The organism is Petropleomorpha daqingensis, assembly GCF_013408985.1.
In the GTDB taxonomy this organism is placed as follows: Bacteria; Actinomycetota; Actinomycetes; order Mycobacteriales; family Geodermatophilaceae; genus Petropleomorpha; species Petropleomorpha daqingensis.
The window spans coordinates 958,781-976,420 of sequence record NZ_JACBZT010000001.1 but is presented as its reverse complement, the minus strand read 5'-3'; the positions used below and the strand labels follow the sequence as shown (position 1 = coordinate 976,420).

Genomic DNA, 17,640 nt, shown 5'->3' with positions numbered 1-17,640 from the left:
CGCCGAAGCCCTAGGTTGCCGCTCCATGGCGTGCCAGTCACCGCGTCCCGCGGACGACGAGCCGCTCAACGCTGCCTTCGACGACCGTCCGGAGGACTACGACGCACTCCGGGCGACCGGCCACATGGCCCGGCGGCGGCTCGATCACTTCGCCGGGGTGGTCGCCGCGTGCGCCGGTGACGTGCTGGAGATCGGCTGCGGCACGGGGACCCTGCTGCGCGCGCTGGCCGCCGCCCACCCGGACCGCCGGTTCGTCGGGATCGACCCGCTGCCGGGGTACACGGACTACGCCAGGCGGCTGGCCGGGCACGAGGGGCTGACGAACGTGGCGTTCGCGACCGGGACGGGCGAGGAGCTGGACCGGCTCGTGCCGCCGCGGTCGTTCGGCCTGGTCATCTCGGTGGACGCCCTGCACCACGTCACCGACGTGGACCGGGTGGTCGCCGGCGCGCGGCGGGCGACCGCGGACGGCGCGCGCTGGTGCCTGATGGAACCCAACCGCTGGCACCCGTACGTGTGGCTCTACCACGCGCTCACGCCGGGGGAGCGCACGTTTCCCGTGCGGGACTTCCTCCGGCGGTCCCGCCGGGGCGGCTGGACGCCGGCCGGCCGCAGGACGATGTTCGCCCTCCCGAGCGGGGTTCCCCGGCTCCCCGCCGCGCTGGGGCGCGCCGAGCGCTGGCTGGAGCGGATCCCCCCGCTCGCCGGCGCCGTCGTCCTGGACCTCCGCCGGGGACCGGTCAGCGCCGCCAGAGATCGGTGAGCGCCAGGCCGCGCTTGGCCAGCTGGGTGCGCAGCGTCGACAGCGACAGCCCGACCACCGCCGCCGGGTCGCCCTCCACCCGCCGGACGAACGGCGCCCCCAGCCCGTCGAGGGTGAACGCGCCGGCGACGGCCAGGGGCTCACCGGTGGCCAGGTAGGCCTCCAGTTCCTGCGTGGTCAGCGCGGCGAAGTGGACCACCGTGGAGACGACGGCGACGTCCCGGCTGACGACTGCGGCGTCCCGGACGTCGAACAGCGCCTGCCCGGTGTGCAGGACGCCGCTGTGCCCGGCCATGCGCTGCCAGCGGTCGCGGGCGTCCCGGACGTCGGCCGGCTTGCCGAACGCCTCGCCGCGGAACTCCAGCAGCGAGTCGGCACCGATGACCAGGGCATCGGCCTGCTGCTCGGCGACCGCCTTGGCCTTGGCCGCGGCCAGCAGGGCCACCTTCTCGGCCACCCGCGGCGCGTCGACCTGCGACTCGTCGACGTTGCTGATGACCACCTCCGGCGCCAGCCCGGCCTGCCGGAGCAGGCTCAGGCGGGCCGGTGAGGCGCTGCCGAGGACGACCCGGCGCGGTTCGGTCATGCGAATCTCCCGGAGGCACGCCAGCCGCCCGGGCCGGGCTGCAGCGGACCGCGGTGGCCGTCGGCGAACGACGCCCAGGTCCCGACCGGCGTCGGCCGCCGACGCGCGCGCCGCTGCGACAGCGCGGCGACGACGACGGTCAGCGCGGCGAGCTCCTCGTCGGAGGGGGAACCCGAGACGATGCGCAACAACGGCGGCTGCTGCTCCTCACCGGTCACAGCGGGATGTTCCCGTGCTTCTTCGGGGGCAGCGACTGGCGCTTGTTGGCCAGCACCCGCAAGGCCTTGGTCACCTGCACCCGGGTCTCCGACGGCATGATCACCGCGTCGACGAAGCCGCGGTCGGCGGCGATGTAGGGGTTGGCGAGGGTGTCCTCGTAGTCGGCGATCAGCTCGGCCCGGCGGGCATCGGGGTCGTCGGCCGCGGCGAGCTCCTTGCGGTAGAGGATCCCGACCGCGCCCTGCGCGCCGACGACGGCGATCTGCGAGGTCGGCCACGCCAGGTTCACGTCGGCGCCGAGGTGCTTGGAGCCCATGACGTCGTAGGCACCGCCGTAGGCCTTGCGGGTGATCACGGTGACCTTGGGGACGGTGGCCTCGGCGTAGGCGTAGATGAGCTTCGCGCCGCGGCGGATGATCCCCTCCCACTCCTGCGACGTCCCCGGCAGGAAGCCGGGCACGTCGACGAAGGTGAGCACGGGGATGTTGAACGCGTCGCAGGTGCGCACGAAGCGGGCGGCCTTCTCGCTGGCGTCGATGTCCAGCGTCCCGGCGAACTGCGTCGGCTGGTTGGCCACGACGCCGACCGGCCGGCCCTCGACCCGGCCGAAGCCGACCAGGATGTTCGGCGCGAACAGCGGCTGCACCTCGAGGAACTCGCCGTCGTCGAGCACGTGGTCGATGACGGTGTGCATGTCGTAGGGGCTGTTGGCCGAGTCGGGGATGAACGTGTCGAGCTCGAGGTCGAGGTCGGTCAGGGCCTCAGGGAGCGCGATCTCCGCCGGGGCCACCTCGATGGCCGGCAGCGGGTCGAGGTTGTTGCTCGGCAGGTAGGACAGCAGCGCCTTGACGTAGTCCAGCGCGTCGGCCTCGTCCTCGGCCAGGTAGTGCGCGACGCCGGACTTCGTGTTGTGCGTGCGGGCGCCCCCGAGCTCCTCGAGCGTGACGTCCTCGCCGGTCACCGTCTTCACCACGTCGGGGCCGGTGATGAACATCTGGCTGGTCTTGTCGACCATGACGACGAAGTCGGTGAGCGCGGGGGAGTACACGTGCCCGCCGGCGTTCGCGCCCATGATCAGCGAGATCTGCGGGATGACGCCGGAGGCGTGCACGTTGCGGCGGAAGATCTCGCCGTACAGGCCGAGGGAGACCACGCCCTCCTGGATGCGCGCGCCGCCGCCCTCGTTGATGCCGACGACCGGGCAGCCGTTGGTCATGGCGAAGTCGAGGACCTTGACGATCTTCTCGCCGTAGACCTCGCCGAGGCTGCCGCCGAACACGGTGACGTCCTGGGAGAAGATCGCCACGGGGCGGCCGTCGACGGTGCCCCAGCCGGTCACGACGCCGTCGCCGAAGGGCCGGCGGGACTCCATGCCGAAGTTCGTGGACCGGTGGCGGGCGAACTCGTCGAACTCGGTGAACGAGCCCGGGTCCACCAGCGCCTCGATCCGCTCCCGCGCGGTCATCTTCCCCGCGGCGTGCTGCTTCTCGACGGCGCGCTCGGAGCCCGCGTGCGTCGCCTCCTGCACGCGGCGCTCGAAGTCGGCCAGCTTGCCGGCCGTCGTGTGGATGTCGATGTCGTCGGGGACGTGTTCACCCGCGCTCTGGAGATCGCCCGCGCTCACGGGCCGTAGCGTAAGGGAGTGCCCGAGACCACTCCCTCCCGCTGGTCGGATCTGGAGCGACCGGCGCTCGACGCGCGGGCCCTGGCCGCCGCGCTGACCCGCGACGGCGGGCTGTGGCGCACCCTCGAGGTGGTCCAGAGCACCGGCTCCACGAACGCCGAGCTGCTCGCCCGCGCGACGGGCGGCGCGGACGAGGGCACGGTGCTCGTCGCCGAGTACCAGGAGGCCGGCCGCGGCCGGCTGGACCGCACCTGGACCTCGCCGCCACGAGCCGGGCTGACCGTCTCCTTCCTGGTCCGCCCGGACGTCCCGGCCGCGCGCCGCGGCTGGCTGCCGCTGCTCACCGGGGTCGCGCTGGCCGAGTCCGTGGGCGAGGCCACGGGGGTGCGCACCTCGGTGAAGTGGCCCAACGACCTGCTCGCGCTCGACGGTCGCAAGCTGGCCGGCATCCTCGCCGAGGCATCCGGAGGAGCGGTCGTCGTCGGCACGGGCCTGAACGTGAACACCGACGCCGCCGAGCTGCCCGACACCGGCACCTCGCTGTCGGTGGTCACCGGTTCGCCGGTCGACCGCGGCCCGCTGCTGCTGGCGTTCCTGCGCGCGGTCGAGCGGCGCTACCGCGCCTGGGTCGAGGCGCTCGGTGACCCGGTCGCCTCGGGTCTGGCCGCCGACTACCTGGCCTGGTCGTCCACCGTCGGGACGACGGTCGCCGTCACGCTGCCCGACGGGACGACGCTGGAGGGCGTCGCGCAGGCGGTCGACTGGGACGGCCGGCTGGTGGTGGCGACGCAGACCGGCACGGTCGAGCTCGCCTCGGGGGACGTGCAACACGTGAGAAAGGTGTGACGTCCCCGCGACCGGAATGGCCGCCGGCGGGCGTCGGCTGCGTCATCCTGGCTCCGTGCCCTACCCCGACAAGCTCCTCGCGGACGACGAAGAGGTGGTCCGCCACCTGCACCCGCACTGGCTGACCGTCTTCTGGCCGATCGTGTGGTTCCTGCTCATCGTCGGCGCCGCCTCGTTCGGCGCGGCCGTGATCCCCGACGGGAGCAGCCAGGGCACCTGGCGCCTCGTGCTGGTCGTCGTCGCCGTGGTCCTCGCCGTGGCGCTGGTCGTCGTCCCCCTGCTGCGCTGGCGGACGACGCACTACGTGATCACCACGCACCGCCTGCTGTTCCGGCAAGGCATCCTCGCCCGCCACGGCCGCGACATCGGGCTGTCCCGGATCACCGACGTCTCCTACCGGCAGTCGCTGTGGGACCGGATCATCAACTCCGGCACGCTCACCATCGAGTCGGCGGGCGAGAGCGGCGCGACCGTGCTCAAGGCGATCCCCGACAGCGACGGCGTCCAGCAGCTGCTCAACCACATGATCGAGGAGGACGCCGACCGCCGGGCGCAGGAGAACGCCGGCTACATCCGCGGCGAGGGCGACGGCGACGGCTGGCACGCCACCCGTCAGTTCTAGCGGGCTCCCCACGCCGGGGCCTGGTCGCCGGCGCTGTCGTCGAGGGGAAGCTGCCGCGGCTGGCCCCCGCCCGCGGCCATGATCCAGATCGAGTCGCCGCTCCCGCCGCGGTTGCTCTTGAAGGCCAGCTGCGAGCCGTCGGGGGACCAGGTGGGGTCCTGGTCGAAGTACCCGGCCGAGGTGAGCGGCTTCTGGCCGCTGCCGTCGGCGGCCATCACGAAGATCCGCCGCCCGCCGTGGCCGTCGTCCCGCCGGAAGGCGACGGAGATGCCGTCGGGTGACCAGATCGGGTCGGCGTCACCGCCGGCGGTCGTCAGCTGCGCCGTGGCGCCGGACCCGTCGACCGGGAGGCTGACGATGTTGCCGCCGTCCACGCCGGACCGGTCGTTGGCCCAGTAGGCCAGCCGGGTGCCGTCGGGGGAGAAGGTGAGGTCGTCGACGTAAGCGTGCCCGGCGTCCAGCTCACGGATCACCGACCCGTCGAGGCCGACCAGGACGAGCCGGTCCGCGCCGCCGGTCCCCGCGCCGTGGCAGACCAGGGCGAGCTGCGTGGGGTCCTTCGGGTTCCACGCCGGTCGCCCGGGGGAGGCGCAGTTCGCCGGCGGGGAGGCGAACAGCGGGCTGTCGCCGCTGCCGTCGGAGGCGATCACCCGCAGCTCGGTGCGGCCGTCGAGCACCCGGGAGAAGACGACGGACCGCCGGTCGGGGGAGAGGACCGGCCCGACGTCGTCACCGGGGGCGGAGTGCGTGCCGATCTCCTCCCCGGTCGCGGAGTCCACCAGGTGCAGGTCGACCTGCCCGCCGACCGTGCGGGGGACCACGAGGACGCCGGTCGCCAGCGGATCGGCGCGCGGCAGGGCGTCGAGCGCCGCCTGGGCCGGCGACCCGGCCGTCCTGGAGGCGCTGGAGCTGCCGCTCGAGTCGCCCGCGCTGCCGTCGTCCCGGCCGAGGAACCACCACGTCGCCCCGCCGGCGACGAGGACGGCGACCGCGGCGGCGAGCCAGAGCCACCGTCCCGGCCCACGGCGGGCCGGGGCGGTCACCGGTGGTGCGGTGACGGGGGACCGCGGTGCCGGGACGGAGGGCGGCGCGGTGGGTGGCGGGGTGGGGGCCGCGTAGACCGGCGGCGGGGCGCGCCCGGGCTGCGGGGGCGGCGTGGGCGACGTCGGGCGCAGCTCCGGGTGGGTCGGCGGCGGGGGGAGCGGGGGACCGGCCAGCTCGACGACGGTCTCCGGCTCGGTCGGCCGCACAAGCACCGGCGGCACCCGGCCGGGAGCCAGCGCGGCTGCCGCCGCGGCGGCGAGCTCGCGGCAGGAGGAGAACCGCGCCTCGGGGTGCTTGGCCATGGCCCGCGCGACGACGCCGTCCAGCCCGGCCGGGAGGTCGGGGACCAGGTCGGTCGGCCGCGGCGGCGGCATGACCAGGTGACCCTGGACGGCGGCGACCAGCGACTGACCGGGGTAGGGGACGCGGCCGGTGAGCAGCCTGAACAACACGCAGCCGAGGGAGTACTGGTCCGAGCGTCCGTCCAGCGTGCGGGACTCGATCTGCTCGGGTGAGGCGTAGTCGAAGGTGGCCAGCACCATGCCGGTGCGGGTCAGTCCCTGGCCGCCGTCCAGCGGCTTGGCGATCCCGAAGTCGGTGAGGAACACCTGCTCCCGCTCGCCCTCGTCCCCGGCGCGCAGCAGGATGTTCGCCGGCTTCACGTCGCGGTGCACCAGGTGCTGGCGGTGGGCGGCGTCCAGCGCCGACGCGACCTCCGCGACGACGTGCACCGCCCGGTCGGGGGCGAACCGGCCACCGGCCGCGGCGAGCGCGGTCTCGGCGTCGGTGCCCTCGACGTACTGCATGGTCAGCCACAGCTGACCGTCGTCCTCGCCGCGGTCGAGCACCGAGACGATGTTGCGGTGCGCGAGCCGCGCGACGACATCGGCCTCCTGGAGGAACCGCTGGGTGTACCCGGGGTCGTCGTTGAGCTCGCGGCGCAGGAGCTTCAGGGCGTCCAGCCGCGGCAGCCGGGGATGGCGGACGAGGTAGACCGCGCCCATCCCGCCGGTGCCGAGCTCGCGGACCACCGTGTAGCCGGCCACCGTGTCCCCGGGAGCGAGCGGCACGTTCGCCTCCTCGGTGGACTGGCCCGGACTCTAGGAGCGGCGGGGTCGCTGTGTCACCCGTGCCGGGCGTGCCGGATGGGGCCACCCAGTGAGGTACCGGACCGTTCCGTCACGGCGTGCCGGACGCGTTCTGTCGGCCCGGCGACCTACGGTCCGCCCATGCGGCTCCTGCACACCTCCGACTGGCACATCGGGAGGTCCCTGCACGGCGCCGACCTGCTCGCCGAGCAGGAGGCCGTGCTCGGCGGGCTCGCCGACGTCGTGACGGCCGAGTCGGTCGACGTCGTGCTGGTCGCCGGCGACGTCTACGACCGCGCGGTGCCCTCGGCCGACGCGCAGGCGGTGCTCGACCGCGTGGTGGCCCGCCTGCTCGGGGCCGGCGCCACCGTCGTCCTGACGCCCGGCAACCACGACTCCGCCCGCCGGCTGGGCACCTTCTCGGGGCTGCTCGCCGTCGCCGGGCTGCACGTGCGGGCCGCCGTCCCCCGGCTCGACGAGCCGTTGCTGCTGACCGACGAGCACGGCGAGGTGGCGATCTACGGCCTGCCGTTCCTCGAGCCCGAGGTGGCCCGCTTCGAGCTCGGCGTGCCCGGCGTGCGCAGCCACGCCGGGGTGTGCGGCGAGGCCATGGACCGGGTGCGCGCCGACCTGTTCCTGCGGCCCGGGGTGCGGTCGGTGGTGCTGGCGCACGCCTTCGTCGGCGGCGGCGAGCCCAGCGACAGCGAGCGCGACATCTGCGTCGGCGGCGTCGACCTCGTGCCCGCCGCGGCGTTCGACGGCGTCGACTACGTCGCCCTCGGGCACCTGCACCGGCCGCAGTCGCTCAGCCCGCGGCTGCGCTACAGCGGCTCGCCCCTGGCCTACTCCTTCGGCGAGGCCGGCCAGGCCAAGCAGGCGTGGCTGGTCGACCTCGACGCGCACGGGCTGGCCGACGTCCGGCCGGTGCCGCTGCCGACGCCCCGGCCGCTGACCGTGCTCACCGGCACCCTCGCCGAGCTGCTGGAGGACCCGGCGCACGCGGCGGCCGAGCAGCACTTCGTCTCCGCCCGGCTCACCGACCCGGCGCGACCGCAGGACCCGATGCGGCGGCTGCAGACCCGTTTCCCGCACTGCGTGCACCTGGAGTGGACCGGCTCGGCCGGCGCCGCCGACGGCCGCAGCTACCGCGAGCGGCTGCGCGACCGCAGCGACCTGGAGATCACCGAGGAGTTCGTCCGGCACGTCCGCGGCGTCGACGCGACGGCGGGGGAGCGGACGCTGCTCGCCCGTGCCCTGGGCGCCGCCGACCGGGAGGCGGCCGCGCTGTGAGGCTGCACGCGCTCTCCCTCACCGCGTTCGGGCCGTTCCCCGGGACCGTCGCCCTCGATCTCGACGACGTCGCCCGCGACGGGCTGTTCCTGCTCTGGGGCCCGACCGGCGCCGGCAAGACGACGCTGCTCGACGCGGTCGTCTTCGCCCTGTACGGCACGGTGCCCGGTGTCCGCGGCCACGACAAGCGGCTGCGCAGCGACCACGCCGACGCCGCCACGCGCACCGAGGTCACTTGCGAGCTGACGCTGGCCGGCGAGCGGATCCGGGTGATCCGCCGTCCCGAGCAGGCCCGGCCCAAGAAGCGCGGCACCGGCCTGACCGTCGAGCCGGCGCGGCTGACCGTGCAGCGCTGGCACGGCCAGACGTGGGAGCCGGTGAGCACGCGCATCGACGAGGGGTCGGAGTACCTCGCCACCCGGCTCGGCCTGTCGGCCGAGCAGTTCTGCCAGGTCGTGCTGCTGCCCCAGGGCGACTTCGCCCGCTTCCTGCGCGCCGAGCCGGAGGACCGCGCCCGGCTGCTGGCCACGCTGTTCGACGTCGGCCGGTTCGCCCGCGCCGAGGACTGGCTGGCCGCCGAGCGGCGCGCGGCCGACGAGGCCCTGCGCGGCGAGCGGCTGCGGATCAGCACCCTGCTCGCCCGGGTCGCGCAGATCGCCGACGTCGCCGTCCCGGAGGAGCTCGCGCCCGAGCTGGTCGGCGCCGACCCCGCCGCCCGGGTCGGCGCGTGGGTGACCCGGCTGCGGGCCCGCGCGGACGCCGACCTCGCTGGAGCCACCGCGGCCGCCGCCGACGCGGTCGCCACGTCGGCCGCCGCCGACGCCGAGCTGTCCGACGCCCGGGCGCTCGACGAGCGGCACCTCCGCCGCGAGCGCGCCCGCCGCGAGCTGGCGCGGCTGACCGCCCTCGAGGAGGAGCTCGCCCCTCACCGGGCGCGGCGGGACTCCGGCCGGCGTGCGGAGGTCCTCCGCGACGTCCTGGACGCGGCGGCGACGTCGGCCGCGGCGGCCGCCACCGCCGCCGCGGAGCTGACCGACGCGCGGGCCGCCTGGGACCGGGTCGCCGACGGCCGGCCGGCCGACACGCTCACCGCCCGCGCCCTGCGCGCCGACGCGGCCGCGGTTCGCGTGCTGCTGCCCGAAGCGGAGCGGGCCGTCGGCCTGCGCCGGCAGCTGTCCCGCCTGGACGACGAGATCGCCGACCTCGAGCGCCGGTGCGCCGACGGCACCGCCGCGGCCGAGGCCTGGCCCGGCCGGATCGCCGCGGCCGCCGAGGAGCTGGCCCGCGCGGCGGAGGCGGCCGTGCGGCTGCCCGGGCTCCAGACGGCGGCGCAGGCCGCGGAGGCGGCCCTCGCGGCGGCCCGGTCCGCCGAGCGGGCCCAGGAGCGGTTGCCGGAGCTCCGCCGCCGCGCCGACGCCGCCCGCGAGGCCTGGCTGGGCGCTCGCGAGCGGCTCGTGGAGCTGCGCACCCGCCGGCTGGAGGGCATGGCCGCCGAGCTGGCCGCCGGCCTGGCCGACGGCGCCGACTGCCCCGTGTGCGGGGCGAGCGAGCACCCGCGGCCGGCGGTCGCCACCGGTGCGGTGGTCTCCGCCGACGACGAGGAGAAGGCCCGGCAGGACGTCGACGCCGCCGAGGAGCGCGCCACCGCCGGCGGCCGAGCGGTCGAGGAAGCCGAGCGCGAGCTGGCCGTGCTGCGCGAGCGGGCGGGGTCCGTGCCGGTCGCCGAGCTGACCGCCTCGCTCGCCGCGGTGCGCGACGAGCTGCGGCGGACCGTCGCCGCGGCCGGGGCGGCCGAGCAGCTGCGCTCCCGGGTCGCCACGCTGGAGCAGCGGCGCGACGCCGAGCAGGCCCGCCTGGCCGCCGACCGGGAGCGGCTGCAGGCGCGCACTGCCGAGCGCGCGGCCGTGCGGGCCGCCGGCGAGGAGCTCACCGCCCGGCTCGACGCCGCCCGCGGGGACGACGCCGACCTGCCCACCCGGGAGCGCCGGCTCCTCGGGACCGCCGAGCGCTGCGAAGCAGTGGTGGAATCCGACGAGGCGGAGCTGCGTGCCCGCACCGACGCGGAGACCACCGCCCGCGCGGCGCAGCGGCGCTGTGCCGAGGCGGGCTTCCCCGACGTCGAGAGCGCCCGGGCGGCACTGCTGGCGGCCGGGGAGCTCGACGCGCTGGACCGGCGGATCGAGCAGCACGAGCACGCCCGCGTCGCCGTCGAGCGCACGCTGGCCGAACCGGAGCTCGCCGACCTCGGCCCGCGGCCCGACGTCGCGGCGCTCCAGCAGCGCTGCGCGGAGGTCACCGCCCGGCGCGACGAGGCGGTCGCCGCCCGCGACCGCGCGGTGCGCTGCTCCGGCGCGCTGACCGCGCTCGCCGGCGACGTGATCGCCGCCGAGGTCGCCCTGGAGGAGCGGCGGGGCTGGGCCGAGCAGGTCGGCTCGCTCGCCGACCTGGCCGGCGGCCGTGGGGCCAACACGCTGAAGATGCGGCTGCAGTCGTTCGTGCTGGCCGCGCGGCTGGAGCAGGTGGCCGACGTGGCGAGCCGGCGGCTGCAGGAGATGTCCGGCGGTCGCTACACGTTCGTGCACAGCGACGCGCAGGGCCGCCACGGGGCGCGCGGGGGGCTCGGCCTCGACGTCCTCGACGAGTACACCGCGCAGCGCCGGCCGACCAAGACGCTGTCCGGCGGCGAGAGCTTCATGGCCTCGCTCGCGCTGGCCCTCGGCCTCGCCGACGTCGTCACCGCCGAGACCGGCGGCGTGCAGATCGACACGCTGTTCGTCGACGAGGGGTTCGGCACGCTCGACGCGCAGGCGCTCGACGCGGTGATGAACGTGCTCGACGAGCTGCGGCGCGGTGGCCGCACGGTCGGCGTGATCAGCCACGTCGAGGAGCTCAAGCTGCGCATCCCGACCCGGGTCGAGGTGCTCGCCGGCCGCCACGGGTCACGGCTGGCGGGCTGACCGGGTCAGGCTGCGGGGTCGAGCGAGACCCGGGGGTCGCGCTTCGGGGCGACCGAGGGGTGCGCCGGGTCGAGGAACACCCAGCGCCGGTAGGACAGGAACCGCAGCACGGTGCCGAGCGCGATCGAGCCGACGTTGGCCAGCTGCAGCACCAGGGCGCTCTCCTGGCCGAGCGGGTAGCGCACCAGCCAGACGATGAACAGGCCGAGCAGCAGGGTGATGCCGTTGATCGCCACGAACAGCGTGTACTCCCGGCGCAGGCCGGTGCGGGCGCGGTGCGAGAAGGACCAGTGCCGGTGCCCGAAGTAGGCGGCCGTCGTCGAGACCAGCGTGCTGATGAGCTTGGCGAGCACGGCGTCGACGCCGGCGTGCACGTACAGCACCTGGAACAGCCCCACGTCGAGGACGAAGCAGACGGCGCCGACCACGCCGAAGGCGGAGATCTCCTTGAGCAGCATCCGCCAGGTCCGGGCGAGGCGGGTCGCGGCCGGCTGGTCCATGCCGGTGAGTCTAGGAACGCTTCCTGTGTGCGCCGGGTTGCCGCTGCGGCGGGCTGGGAGAATCGGACGCATGCGTCTGCGTCTGCTCACCGCCGTGCTGCTGCTCCTCGGGCTCGGGGCGTGCAGCAGCGCGACGGCGGCCGGGCCGGCCGCTCCCACCACGGCCCGGAAGACGATCTCCTTCGTCGTCGTCGGTGACTCCATCACCGCCGGCACCCAGGCGATCCAGGGCACCGAGGTCCCCGGCACCGGCTCCTGGATCCCCGGCGCCGAGGGGGAGCCGCTGGCGTTCGGCGGCGGCTGGGCCGTGCCGGGCGCGACGACGGCGGCGATGCGCGACGGCGTCGCCCGCTCCGACGCCGACGCGGTCGTCGTCCTGGGTGGCACCAACGACCTGCTGCAGGGCGTGCCCTGGAGCGTGAGCCGGGAGAACCTCCTCGCGATCGTGCGCACGACGGGGGTGGACGACGTCGTCCTCTCGACGATCCCGCCGTGCGATCGCGTCCCCGAGCAGCGCCAGCAGTACAACGACCGGCTGCGTGCGCTCGCCGCCGACCAGGGCTGGCACCTGGTCGATCCGTGGACCCGCGCCGACTCCGACGGCTCCTGGGTCCCCGGTGCCAGTGGCGACGGGATCCACCCCACGCCGGAGGTCGCCGGGCAGGCCGGCAGGCTGATCCGGACGGCCGTGCTGGACTCCGCCCGTGGCTGAGCCGACCGCCGCCGCTAGCCTCGGCCGCATCATGGGCGCCCCAGTCGATCCGGTCACGTCCCTGCCCGTCGTCGCGATGGTCGGCGGGGGTCAGCTCGCCCGGATGACCCACCAGGCGGCCATCGCCCTGGGCCAGTCGCTGCGCGTGCTGTCGACCGGTCCGACCGAGTCCGCCGCGCTGGTCGCGGCCGACGTCCGGCTCGGCGACCACCGCGACCTCGCCGCGCTGCGCGACCTCGCCGAGGGCGCCACGGTGGTCACCTTCGACCACGAGCACGTGCCCACCGAGCACCTGCACGCGCTGGAGGAGGACGGCCACCGGGTCGCCCCCGGCCCGGCCGCGCTCGTGCACGCGCAGGACAAGCTGGAGCTCCGGCGGGCGCTGGACGCGGCCGGCGAGCCGCAGCCGGCCTGGGCCGAGGTGGACAGCGCGGTCGGGATCGCCGACTTCGCCGGCGCGCACGGGTGGCCGGTGGTGCTCAAGACACCGCGCGGCGGCTACGACGGCAAGGGCGTCTTCGTCGTGGACGACGTCGACGCGGCGGCCGCACTGCTGGAGCGGACCGGCACACTGCTCGCCGAGGAGCGGGTGCCGATGGTCCGCGAGCTCGCCGTCCAGGTGGCCCGTTCCCCGTTCGGCCAGGTCGCCGTCTGGCCGGTCGTCGAGACGGTGCAGCGCGACGGGGTCTGCCACGAGGTGCTCGCCCCGGCGCCGGGGCTGTCCGAGGAGCGGGCGACCGCGGCGCAGGAGCTGGCCATCCGGATCGCCGGGCGGCTCGGCGTCGTCGGTCTGCTCGCCGTCGAGCTGTTCGAGACCGCCGACGGCGTGCTGGTCAACGAGCTGGCCATGCGGCCGCACAACTCCGGCCACTGGACGATCGAGGGCGCGCGGACCAGCCAGTTCGAGCAGCACCTGCGCGCCGTCCTCGACTACCCGCTCGGCGCGACGGCGATGACCGCACCGGTGGTGGTCATGGCCAACGTCCTCGGCGGGGCCGCGGCGGCCGACGAGTGGTCCGGGCCCGGGCTCGACGAGCGGGTGCACCACCTCATGGCGCACTGGCCCGACGTGAAGCTGCACTGGTACGGCAAGGGCCAGCGGCCCGGCCGCAAGCTCGGCCACGTCACCGCGCTCGGCGACGACCTGGAGCAGGTGCGCGCCCGCGCCGTCGCCGCGGCCCGCTACCTGGCCGACGGCGTGGTCGACCCGGCCTTCGCGTTCCCCGACGACGAGCACTGAGGAGCACGCGTGAGCGACTCGAGCGGGGGCCCTCTCGTGGGCATCGTGATGGGCAGCGACTCCGACTGGCCCATGATGGCGCCGGCCGCCGCGGCGCTCGACGAGTTCGACGTCCCGTGGGAGGCGCACGTGGTCTCCGCGCACCGCACCCCGCGGCGGATGCTCGAGTACGCCGAGTCGGCCGCCGACCGCGGCCTGCGGGTGGTCATCGCGGGCGCCGGGGGAGCGGCGCACCTGCCGGGCATGGTCGCCGCGTCGACCCCGCTGCCGGTGATCGGCGTCCCCCGGCCGCTGGACCGGCTCGACGGGCTGGACAGCCTGCTGTCGATCGTCCAGATGCCCGCCGGGGTGCCGGTCGCCACGGTCAGCATCGGCGGCGGGCGCAACGCCGGGCTGCTGGCCGTGCGCATCCTCGCCGCCGGCGACGACCGGTTGCGCTCCGAGGTGGCCCGGTTCCAGGCCGCCCTCGCCGAGCAGGTGCTCGCCCGGGACGCCGCTCTGCAGACCCGGCTCGGTTCGGACGAGGCGCAGCGGGACTAATCTCTGTACCCGTGAGTAGCAACGCCGGGCTGTACGCGCTGACCGAGGAGCACGAGGCGATCCGGGAGGCGGTGCGCGATCTCGCCGAGCGCGAGATCGCGCCGCACGCCGCGGACGTCGACGCGAACTCGCGGTACCCCATCGAGGCGCAGAAGGCGCTGACCGCGGCCGGCTTCCACGCCACCCACATCCCCGAGCAGTACGGCGGGGAGGGCGCCGACGCCATCGCGACCTGCATCGTCATCGAGGAGGTGGCCCGCGTCGACTGCTCGGCGTCGCTCATCCCGGCGGTGAACAAGCTCGGCTCGATGCCGATCATCCTGTCCGCCGACGAGGAGCTGAAGCAGAAAGTGCTCCGGCCGATCGCGGCCGGCGAGGCGATGATCAGCTACGGCCTGTCCGAGCGCGAGGCCGGCTCCGACGCCGCGGCGATGAAGACCCGCGCCCGCCGGGACGGCGACTCCTGGGTGCTCAACGGGACCAAGGCCTGGATCACCAACTCCGGCATCTCCTCCTGGTACACGGTCATGGCCGTCACCGACCCGGAGAAGAAGGCCAACGGCATCTCCGCGTTCGCGGTGCACAAGGACGACCCCGGCTTCGCGGTCGGCCCCAAGGAACGCAAGATGGGCATCAAGGGCTCGCCGACCTGCGAGCTCTACTTCACCGACTGCACCATCCCGGCCGACCGGATCATCGGCGCCGAGGGGACCGGCTTCAAGACGGCGCTGCGGACGCTGGACTTCACCCGGCCGACCATCGGCGCGCAGGCCGTCGGCATCGCGCAGGGCGCGCTGGACGCGGCGGTCGCCTACGTCAAGGACCGCAAGCAGTTCGGCACGAGCATCGGCTCGTTCCAGGGCGTGCAGTTCATGCTCGCCGACATGGAGATGAAGATCGAGGCCGCCCGGCACCTGGTCTACGTCGCCGCGGCCGCGGGGGAGCAGGGCCGCCCCGACGTCACCCGCGTGAGCGCCTCGGCCAAGGCCTTCGCCTCCGACGTCGCCATGCAGGTCACCACGGACGCCGTCCAGCTCTTCGGTGGCGCCGGCTACACGCAGGACTTCCCGGTCGAGCGCATGATGCGCGACGCCAAGATCACCCAGATCTACGAGGGCACGAACCAGGTGCAGCGGATGGTCATCGCCCGCTCGCTGCTGCGCTGACCAGCAGCTCCTCGTAGGCGTCGATCACCGTCGGCGCCGCGTAGCGCTCCCGTGCCGCGCGGCGGCCGGCCTCGGCGTCGGGTGGCTTCGCCGCCAGGCGGCGCAGCCCGTCGGCGATCGCGGCGGGGTCGCGAGGCGGGACGACGACGCCGAACCCGGTCTCCCGCACCGGCACCCGCACGCCGGGCAGGTCGCTGGCCAGCGCCGGGACGCCGGCCATCATCGCCTCGACCTGGACGATGCCGAACGCCTCGAAGGCGTTCACCGACGGCAGCGCGAACACGTCGATAGAGGCGTAGAGGTCGGCGATCTGCTCCTCGGAGAGGAAGCCGAGCAGCTGGATCCGCGGGTCGCCGTCGACCGCCCGGCGCACCTGGTCGACCACCGACCCGCCGGCCACCTCGGCGAAGTCGCCGCCGATGACCAGCCGCGCCTCCGGGTCGTCGAGCAGCTGGAAGCCGCGCACCAGGTGCTGCAGCCCCTTCTCCTCGACGATCCGGCCGAGGAAGCCGACGTGCAGCCCGGCGCCGTCGCGGAAGCGGGGCTCTCCGGGCCGCCGCTCGTGGCAGGGCGGCGGGACCACCGCCGTCCGCCCGGCCATCGCCGGCCAGACCCGGCTGGCCCGCGCGTAGTCGTCGCTGGTGACCACGACGGACCCGGCCCGGCGCAGGGCCACCCGGCTGGACAGGTCGACCCCGGCCGACTCGAGCCGGCCGACCGCGCCGGGCGGCGGGCTGACGTCGCAGTGGTAGGTGACCACCAGCGGCGAGCGGACGAACGGAGCGATCGCGCCGGCCTCGGGCATGGGCAGGTGCAGGTTGGTCACCGATGCGCCGCGTGCGGCGGCGACCACCCGCCGCACGAGGGCCGGGCTGACCACGGCCTTGCCGAACCGGGCGAGCACGGGGGCGCGCTCGACCTCCACCCCCGCGATCACCTCCCGCTCCGGCAGCCGCCGGTCGTGCCAGGCGGCGATCACCCGCACCCGGTGGCCGCGCTCCACGAGCCCTTCCGCGACGTCGCGGGCCACGTTGGTCAGCCCGCTGACGTAGGGGGCGTAGTAGTCCAGCGCGAGCAGGACGTCGAGCCGTCGGCTCATGCCGGGTCCGGGGCGGGCACGGCCGTGGTCGCCCGGCGCAGCAGGAGGACGGCGGCCACGGCGAAGGCGACGGCGCACCCCGTGGTGAACGCCCAGGACGCGCGCTCCACGAGATCGGGCACGATCGCGAACACGACGGCACCGGCGGCCAGGCCGGTGCACCAGGCCAGCGCCGCGTCGCGGTGCCGGGCAGCGGCCACGAGGGCCTGGCTGGCCACCAGCAGCCCGATGGACAGCCCGGTGCCGGTGGCGAGCACCGCCATGTCCGGAGCGGGCAGGGCGTAGCGGCTGCCGAAGAACAACGACACCAGGGCAGGGCCCACCACCAGACCGAGCAGTCCTCCGGTGACGGCGAGCAGCACCCCACCCCCGAGCAGGCGGCCGGCGACCCGGCGCAGCGCCGGTGCGTCGCCCCTGCGGTCCAGCTCGGCGAGCGAGGGGATCAGGGCGCTCTGCAGCGGCACGGCGACGAACAGGGGGAGCCGGACCAGCGCGAAGCTCGCGATGAACCGGGCGGCGTCGGTCTGCTCCGCCGGTGTCGCCAGCCCGGCCACCAAGACCGGCGCCGCGTTGAGCAGCACCTGGGCGCAGAGGCTGCCGACCACCAGGGCACCGACCGCCCGCGCGACCGCCCCCCGCGAGGTCGGCGCCGCGGCCGGCGGGAGGGGTCGCGGTGCCGACCGGCGCAGCAGCACGACGAGCAGGGGGAGGTGCGCCACGGCGACCGCGATCGGCACCGTCCACCCGAACGTCGCCGCCGACGTCGGCAGCCAGGCCGCCACCGCCGCGGCGAGCAGCACGCGCAGGAGCGCGTCGAGCAGCAGGACGGAGCCGTGGGTGCCGTAGGCGCCGCGGCCCAGCAGCAGTCCCCGGAGCAGGAACTGCCCCGCGGAGACGACGCAGACCGCGAGCAGTGCGGCGTAGAGACCCGGCTCGTCGCCGAGCGCCGGCAGCAGCAGCGGCGCGCCGGCCAGCACGACCAGCAGCGTCCCGCCCATGACGCCGGCCAGCGTGGTCAGCGAGCCCGGCGGGAGCGGCCGCGTCGTGCCCCGCAGGTGGGTGAGCCGGGCCAGCTCGACCTCGACGGGCTGGAAGGCCCCCATGGCCACGACCAGCGTCAGCGACCAGTAGGCGCCGAACCAGCCGTAGTCCACCGAGGGCAGCGCCCGGGTGACGATGGCGAGGTAGCCGAAGGTCAGCACGCCGGCGAGCGCCACGGCCACCCCGACCCAGCTCAGCGAGGCAGCGATCCCCCGGCGCCCGGGGGCGGTCAGCACGTCCACGGCGCGCCGCGCGTGCGCCGTCCCGGACGCGTGATCATGCACCCAAGGTAGCGGCCGCACG

The 17,640-nt window shown here is 75.4% G+C and carries 16 protein-coding genes; 9 read left to right on the top strand and 7 right to left on the bottom strand.

Going from position 1 to position 17,640, the window contains the following annotated elements; all coding sequences use genetic code 11:
* The first annotated feature begins 25 nt into the window (after nucleotides 1–25).
* Nucleotides 26–763 carry a class I SAM-dependent methyltransferase gene (locus GGQ55_RS04730; RefSeq protein WP_179715352.1) on the top strand — a complete coding sequence of 246 codons (738 nt, stop codon included), beginning with the start codon at nucleotides 26–28 and terminating at the stop codon, nucleotides 761–763.
* On the opposite strand, the gene GGQ55_RS04725 is transcribed toward GGQ55_RS04730, so the two are convergent.
* From GGQ55_RS04725 to GGQ55_RS04715, 3 genes are read right to left on the bottom strand one after another with little or no spacing between them, the layout of a single operon-like run.
* Nucleotides 741–1,349: a Maf family protein gene (locus GGQ55_RS04725; RefSeq protein ID WP_179715351.1), complete on the bottom strand. Its 609-nt coding sequence runs from the start codon at nucleotides 1,347–1,349 to the stop codon at nucleotides 741–743. The two genes, GGQ55_RS04730 and GGQ55_RS04725, sit on opposite strands and share 23 nt — an antisense overlap.
* On the bottom strand, nucleotides 1,346–1,567 hold the full coding sequence (locus GGQ55_RS04720) for an acyl-CoA carboxylase subunit epsilon (protein ID WP_179715350.1): 222 nt from the start codon (nucleotides 1,565–1,567) through the stop codon (nucleotides 1,346–1,348). Before GGQ55_RS04720 ends, GGQ55_RS04725 begins: the two co-directional genes overlap by 4 nt.
* Nucleotides 1,564–3,192 (bottom strand): acyl-CoA carboxylase subunit beta, encoded by a 1,629-nt coding sequence (locus GGQ55_RS04715; RefSeq protein WP_179715349.1) that lies wholly within the window; start codon nucleotides 3,190–3,192, stop codon nucleotides 1,564–1,566. Before GGQ55_RS04715 ends, GGQ55_RS04720 begins: the two co-directional genes overlap by 4 nt.
* An 18-nt stretch (nucleotides 3,193–3,210) precedes the next feature.
* Here GGQ55_RS04715 and GGQ55_RS04710 point away from each other — a divergent pair, with 18 nt between their 5' ends.
* Nucleotides 3,211–4,038 (top strand): biotin--[acetyl-CoA-carboxylase] ligase, encoded by an 828-nt coding sequence (locus GGQ55_RS04710; RefSeq protein WP_179715348.1) that lies wholly within the window; start codon nucleotides 3,211–3,213, stop codon nucleotides 4,036–4,038.
* 55 nt (nucleotides 4,039–4,093) lie between these two features.
* The gene (locus tag GGQ55_RS04705; protein WP_179715347.1) at nucleotides 4,094–4,660 is read left to right on the top strand and encodes a PH domain-containing protein; all 567 of its coding nucleotides are present in this window, start codon (nucleotides 4,094–4,096) and stop codon (nucleotides 4,658–4,660) included.
* Here GGQ55_RS04705 and GGQ55_RS04700 read toward each other — a convergent pair.
* Nucleotides 4,657–6,774, bottom strand: coding sequence for a protein kinase domain-containing protein (locus GGQ55_RS04700; protein ID WP_179715346.1), 2,118 nt, complete (start codon nucleotides 6,772–6,774; stop codon nucleotides 4,657–4,659). The two genes, GGQ55_RS04705 and GGQ55_RS04700, sit on opposite strands and share 4 nt — an antisense overlap.
* Before the next feature lie 159 nt (nucleotides 6,775–6,933).
* On the opposite strand from GGQ55_RS04700, the gene GGQ55_RS04695 reads away from it, so the two are divergent.
* Together GGQ55_RS04695 and GGQ55_RS04690 are read left to right on the top strand one after the other, a co-directional pair.
* On the top strand, nucleotides 6,934–8,082 hold the full coding sequence (locus GGQ55_RS04695) for an exonuclease SbcCD subunit D (RefSeq protein ID WP_179715345.1): 1,149 nt from the start codon (nucleotides 6,934–6,936) through the stop codon (nucleotides 8,080–8,082).
* On the top strand, nucleotides 8,079–11,039 hold the full coding sequence (locus GGQ55_RS04690) for an AAA family ATPase (RefSeq protein ID WP_179715344.1): 2,961 nt from the start codon (nucleotides 8,079–8,081) through the stop codon (nucleotides 11,037–11,039). Before GGQ55_RS04695 ends, GGQ55_RS04690 begins: the two co-directional genes overlap by 4 nt.
* Before the next feature lie 5 nt (nucleotides 11,040–11,044).
* Here GGQ55_RS04690 and GGQ55_RS04685 read toward each other — a convergent pair whose 3' ends face one another.
* The gene (locus GGQ55_RS04685) at nucleotides 11,045–11,539 is read right to left on the bottom strand and encodes a GtrA family protein (protein ID WP_179715343.1); all 495 of its coding nucleotides are present in this window, start codon (nucleotides 11,537–11,539) and stop codon (nucleotides 11,045–11,047) included.
* 70 nt (nucleotides 11,540–11,609) lie between these two features.
* Between GGQ55_RS04685 and GGQ55_RS04680 the strand changes: the two genes are divergently transcribed.
* From GGQ55_RS04680 to GGQ55_RS04665, 4 genes are read left to right on the top strand one after another with little or no spacing between them, the layout of a single operon-like run.
* Nucleotides 11,610–12,251 carry an SGNH/GDSL hydrolase family protein gene (locus tag GGQ55_RS04680; protein ID WP_179715342.1) on the top strand — a complete coding sequence of 214 codons (642 nt, stop codon included), beginning with the start codon at nucleotides 11,610–11,612 and terminating at the stop codon, nucleotides 12,249–12,251.
* Nucleotides 12,252–12,282: 31 nt separating this feature from the next.
* Nucleotides 12,283–13,491: a 5-(carboxyamino)imidazole ribonucleotide synthase gene (locus tag GGQ55_RS04675; RefSeq protein ID WP_179715341.1), complete on the top strand. Its 1,209-nt coding sequence runs from the start codon at nucleotides 12,283–12,285 to the stop codon at nucleotides 13,489–13,491.
* A 9-nt stretch (nucleotides 13,492–13,500) separates the two neighbouring features.
* Nucleotides 13,501–14,031, top strand: coding sequence for a 5-(carboxyamino)imidazole ribonucleotide mutase (gene purE, locus GGQ55_RS04670; RefSeq protein ID WP_436277821.1), 531 nt, complete (start codon nucleotides 13,501–13,503; stop codon nucleotides 14,029–14,031).
* An 11-nt stretch (nucleotides 14,032–14,042) separates the two neighbouring features.
* Nucleotides 14,043–15,197 carry an acyl-CoA dehydrogenase family protein gene (locus tag GGQ55_RS04665; protein ID WP_179715340.1) on the top strand — a complete coding sequence of 385 codons (1,155 nt, stop codon included), beginning with the start codon at nucleotides 14,043–14,045 and terminating at the stop codon, nucleotides 15,195–15,197.
* Here GGQ55_RS04665 and GGQ55_RS04660 read toward each other — a convergent pair.
* Both GGQ55_RS04660 and GGQ55_RS04655 read right to left on the bottom strand, forming a co-directional pair.
* Nucleotides 15,172–16,296, bottom strand: a complete 1,125-nt coding sequence (locus tag GGQ55_RS04660; RefSeq protein ID WP_179715339.1) for a glycosyltransferase family 4 protein — start codon at nucleotides 16,294–16,296, stop codon at nucleotides 15,172–15,174. The two genes, GGQ55_RS04665 and GGQ55_RS04660, sit on opposite strands and share 26 nt — an antisense overlap.
* Entirely contained in the window at nucleotides 16,293–17,621 is a 1,329-nt protein-coding gene (locus tag GGQ55_RS04655) for a lipopolysaccharide biosynthesis protein (RefSeq protein WP_179715338.1), read from the bottom strand. The genes GGQ55_RS04660 and GGQ55_RS04655 overlap by 4 nt, the downstream gene beginning before the upstream one ends.
* Nucleotides 17,622–17,640 lie beyond the last annotated feature (19 nt).

Coding starts and splice junctions, on each gene's coding strand:
- GGQ55_RS04730 (WP_179715352.1), top strand. CDS start 26: ATGGCGTGCCAGTCACCGCGTCCCGCGGACGACGAGCCGCTCAACGCT.
- GGQ55_RS04725 (WP_179715351.1), bottom strand. CDS start 1,349: ATGACCGAACCGCGCCGGGTCGTCCTCGGCAGCGCCTCACCGGCCCGC.
- GGQ55_RS04695 (WP_179715345.1), top strand. CDS start 6,934: ATGCGGCTCCTGCACACCTCCGACTGGCACATCGGGAGGTCCCTGCAC.
- GGQ55_RS04685 (WP_179715343.1), bottom strand. CDS start 11,539: ATGGACCAGCCGGCCGCGACCCGCCTCGCCCGGACCTGGCGGATGCTG.
- GGQ55_RS04680 (WP_179715342.1), top strand. CDS start 11,610: ATGCGTCTGCGTCTGCTCACCGCCGTGCTGCTGCTCCTCGGGCTCGGG.
- GGQ55_RS04675 (WP_179715341.1), top strand. CDS start 12,283: ATGGGCGCCCCAGTCGATCCGGTCACGTCCCTGCCCGTCGTCGCGATG.
- GGQ55_RS04660 (WP_179715339.1), bottom strand. CDS start 16,296: ATGAGCCGACGGCTCGACGTCCTGCTCGCGCTGGACTACTACGCCCCC.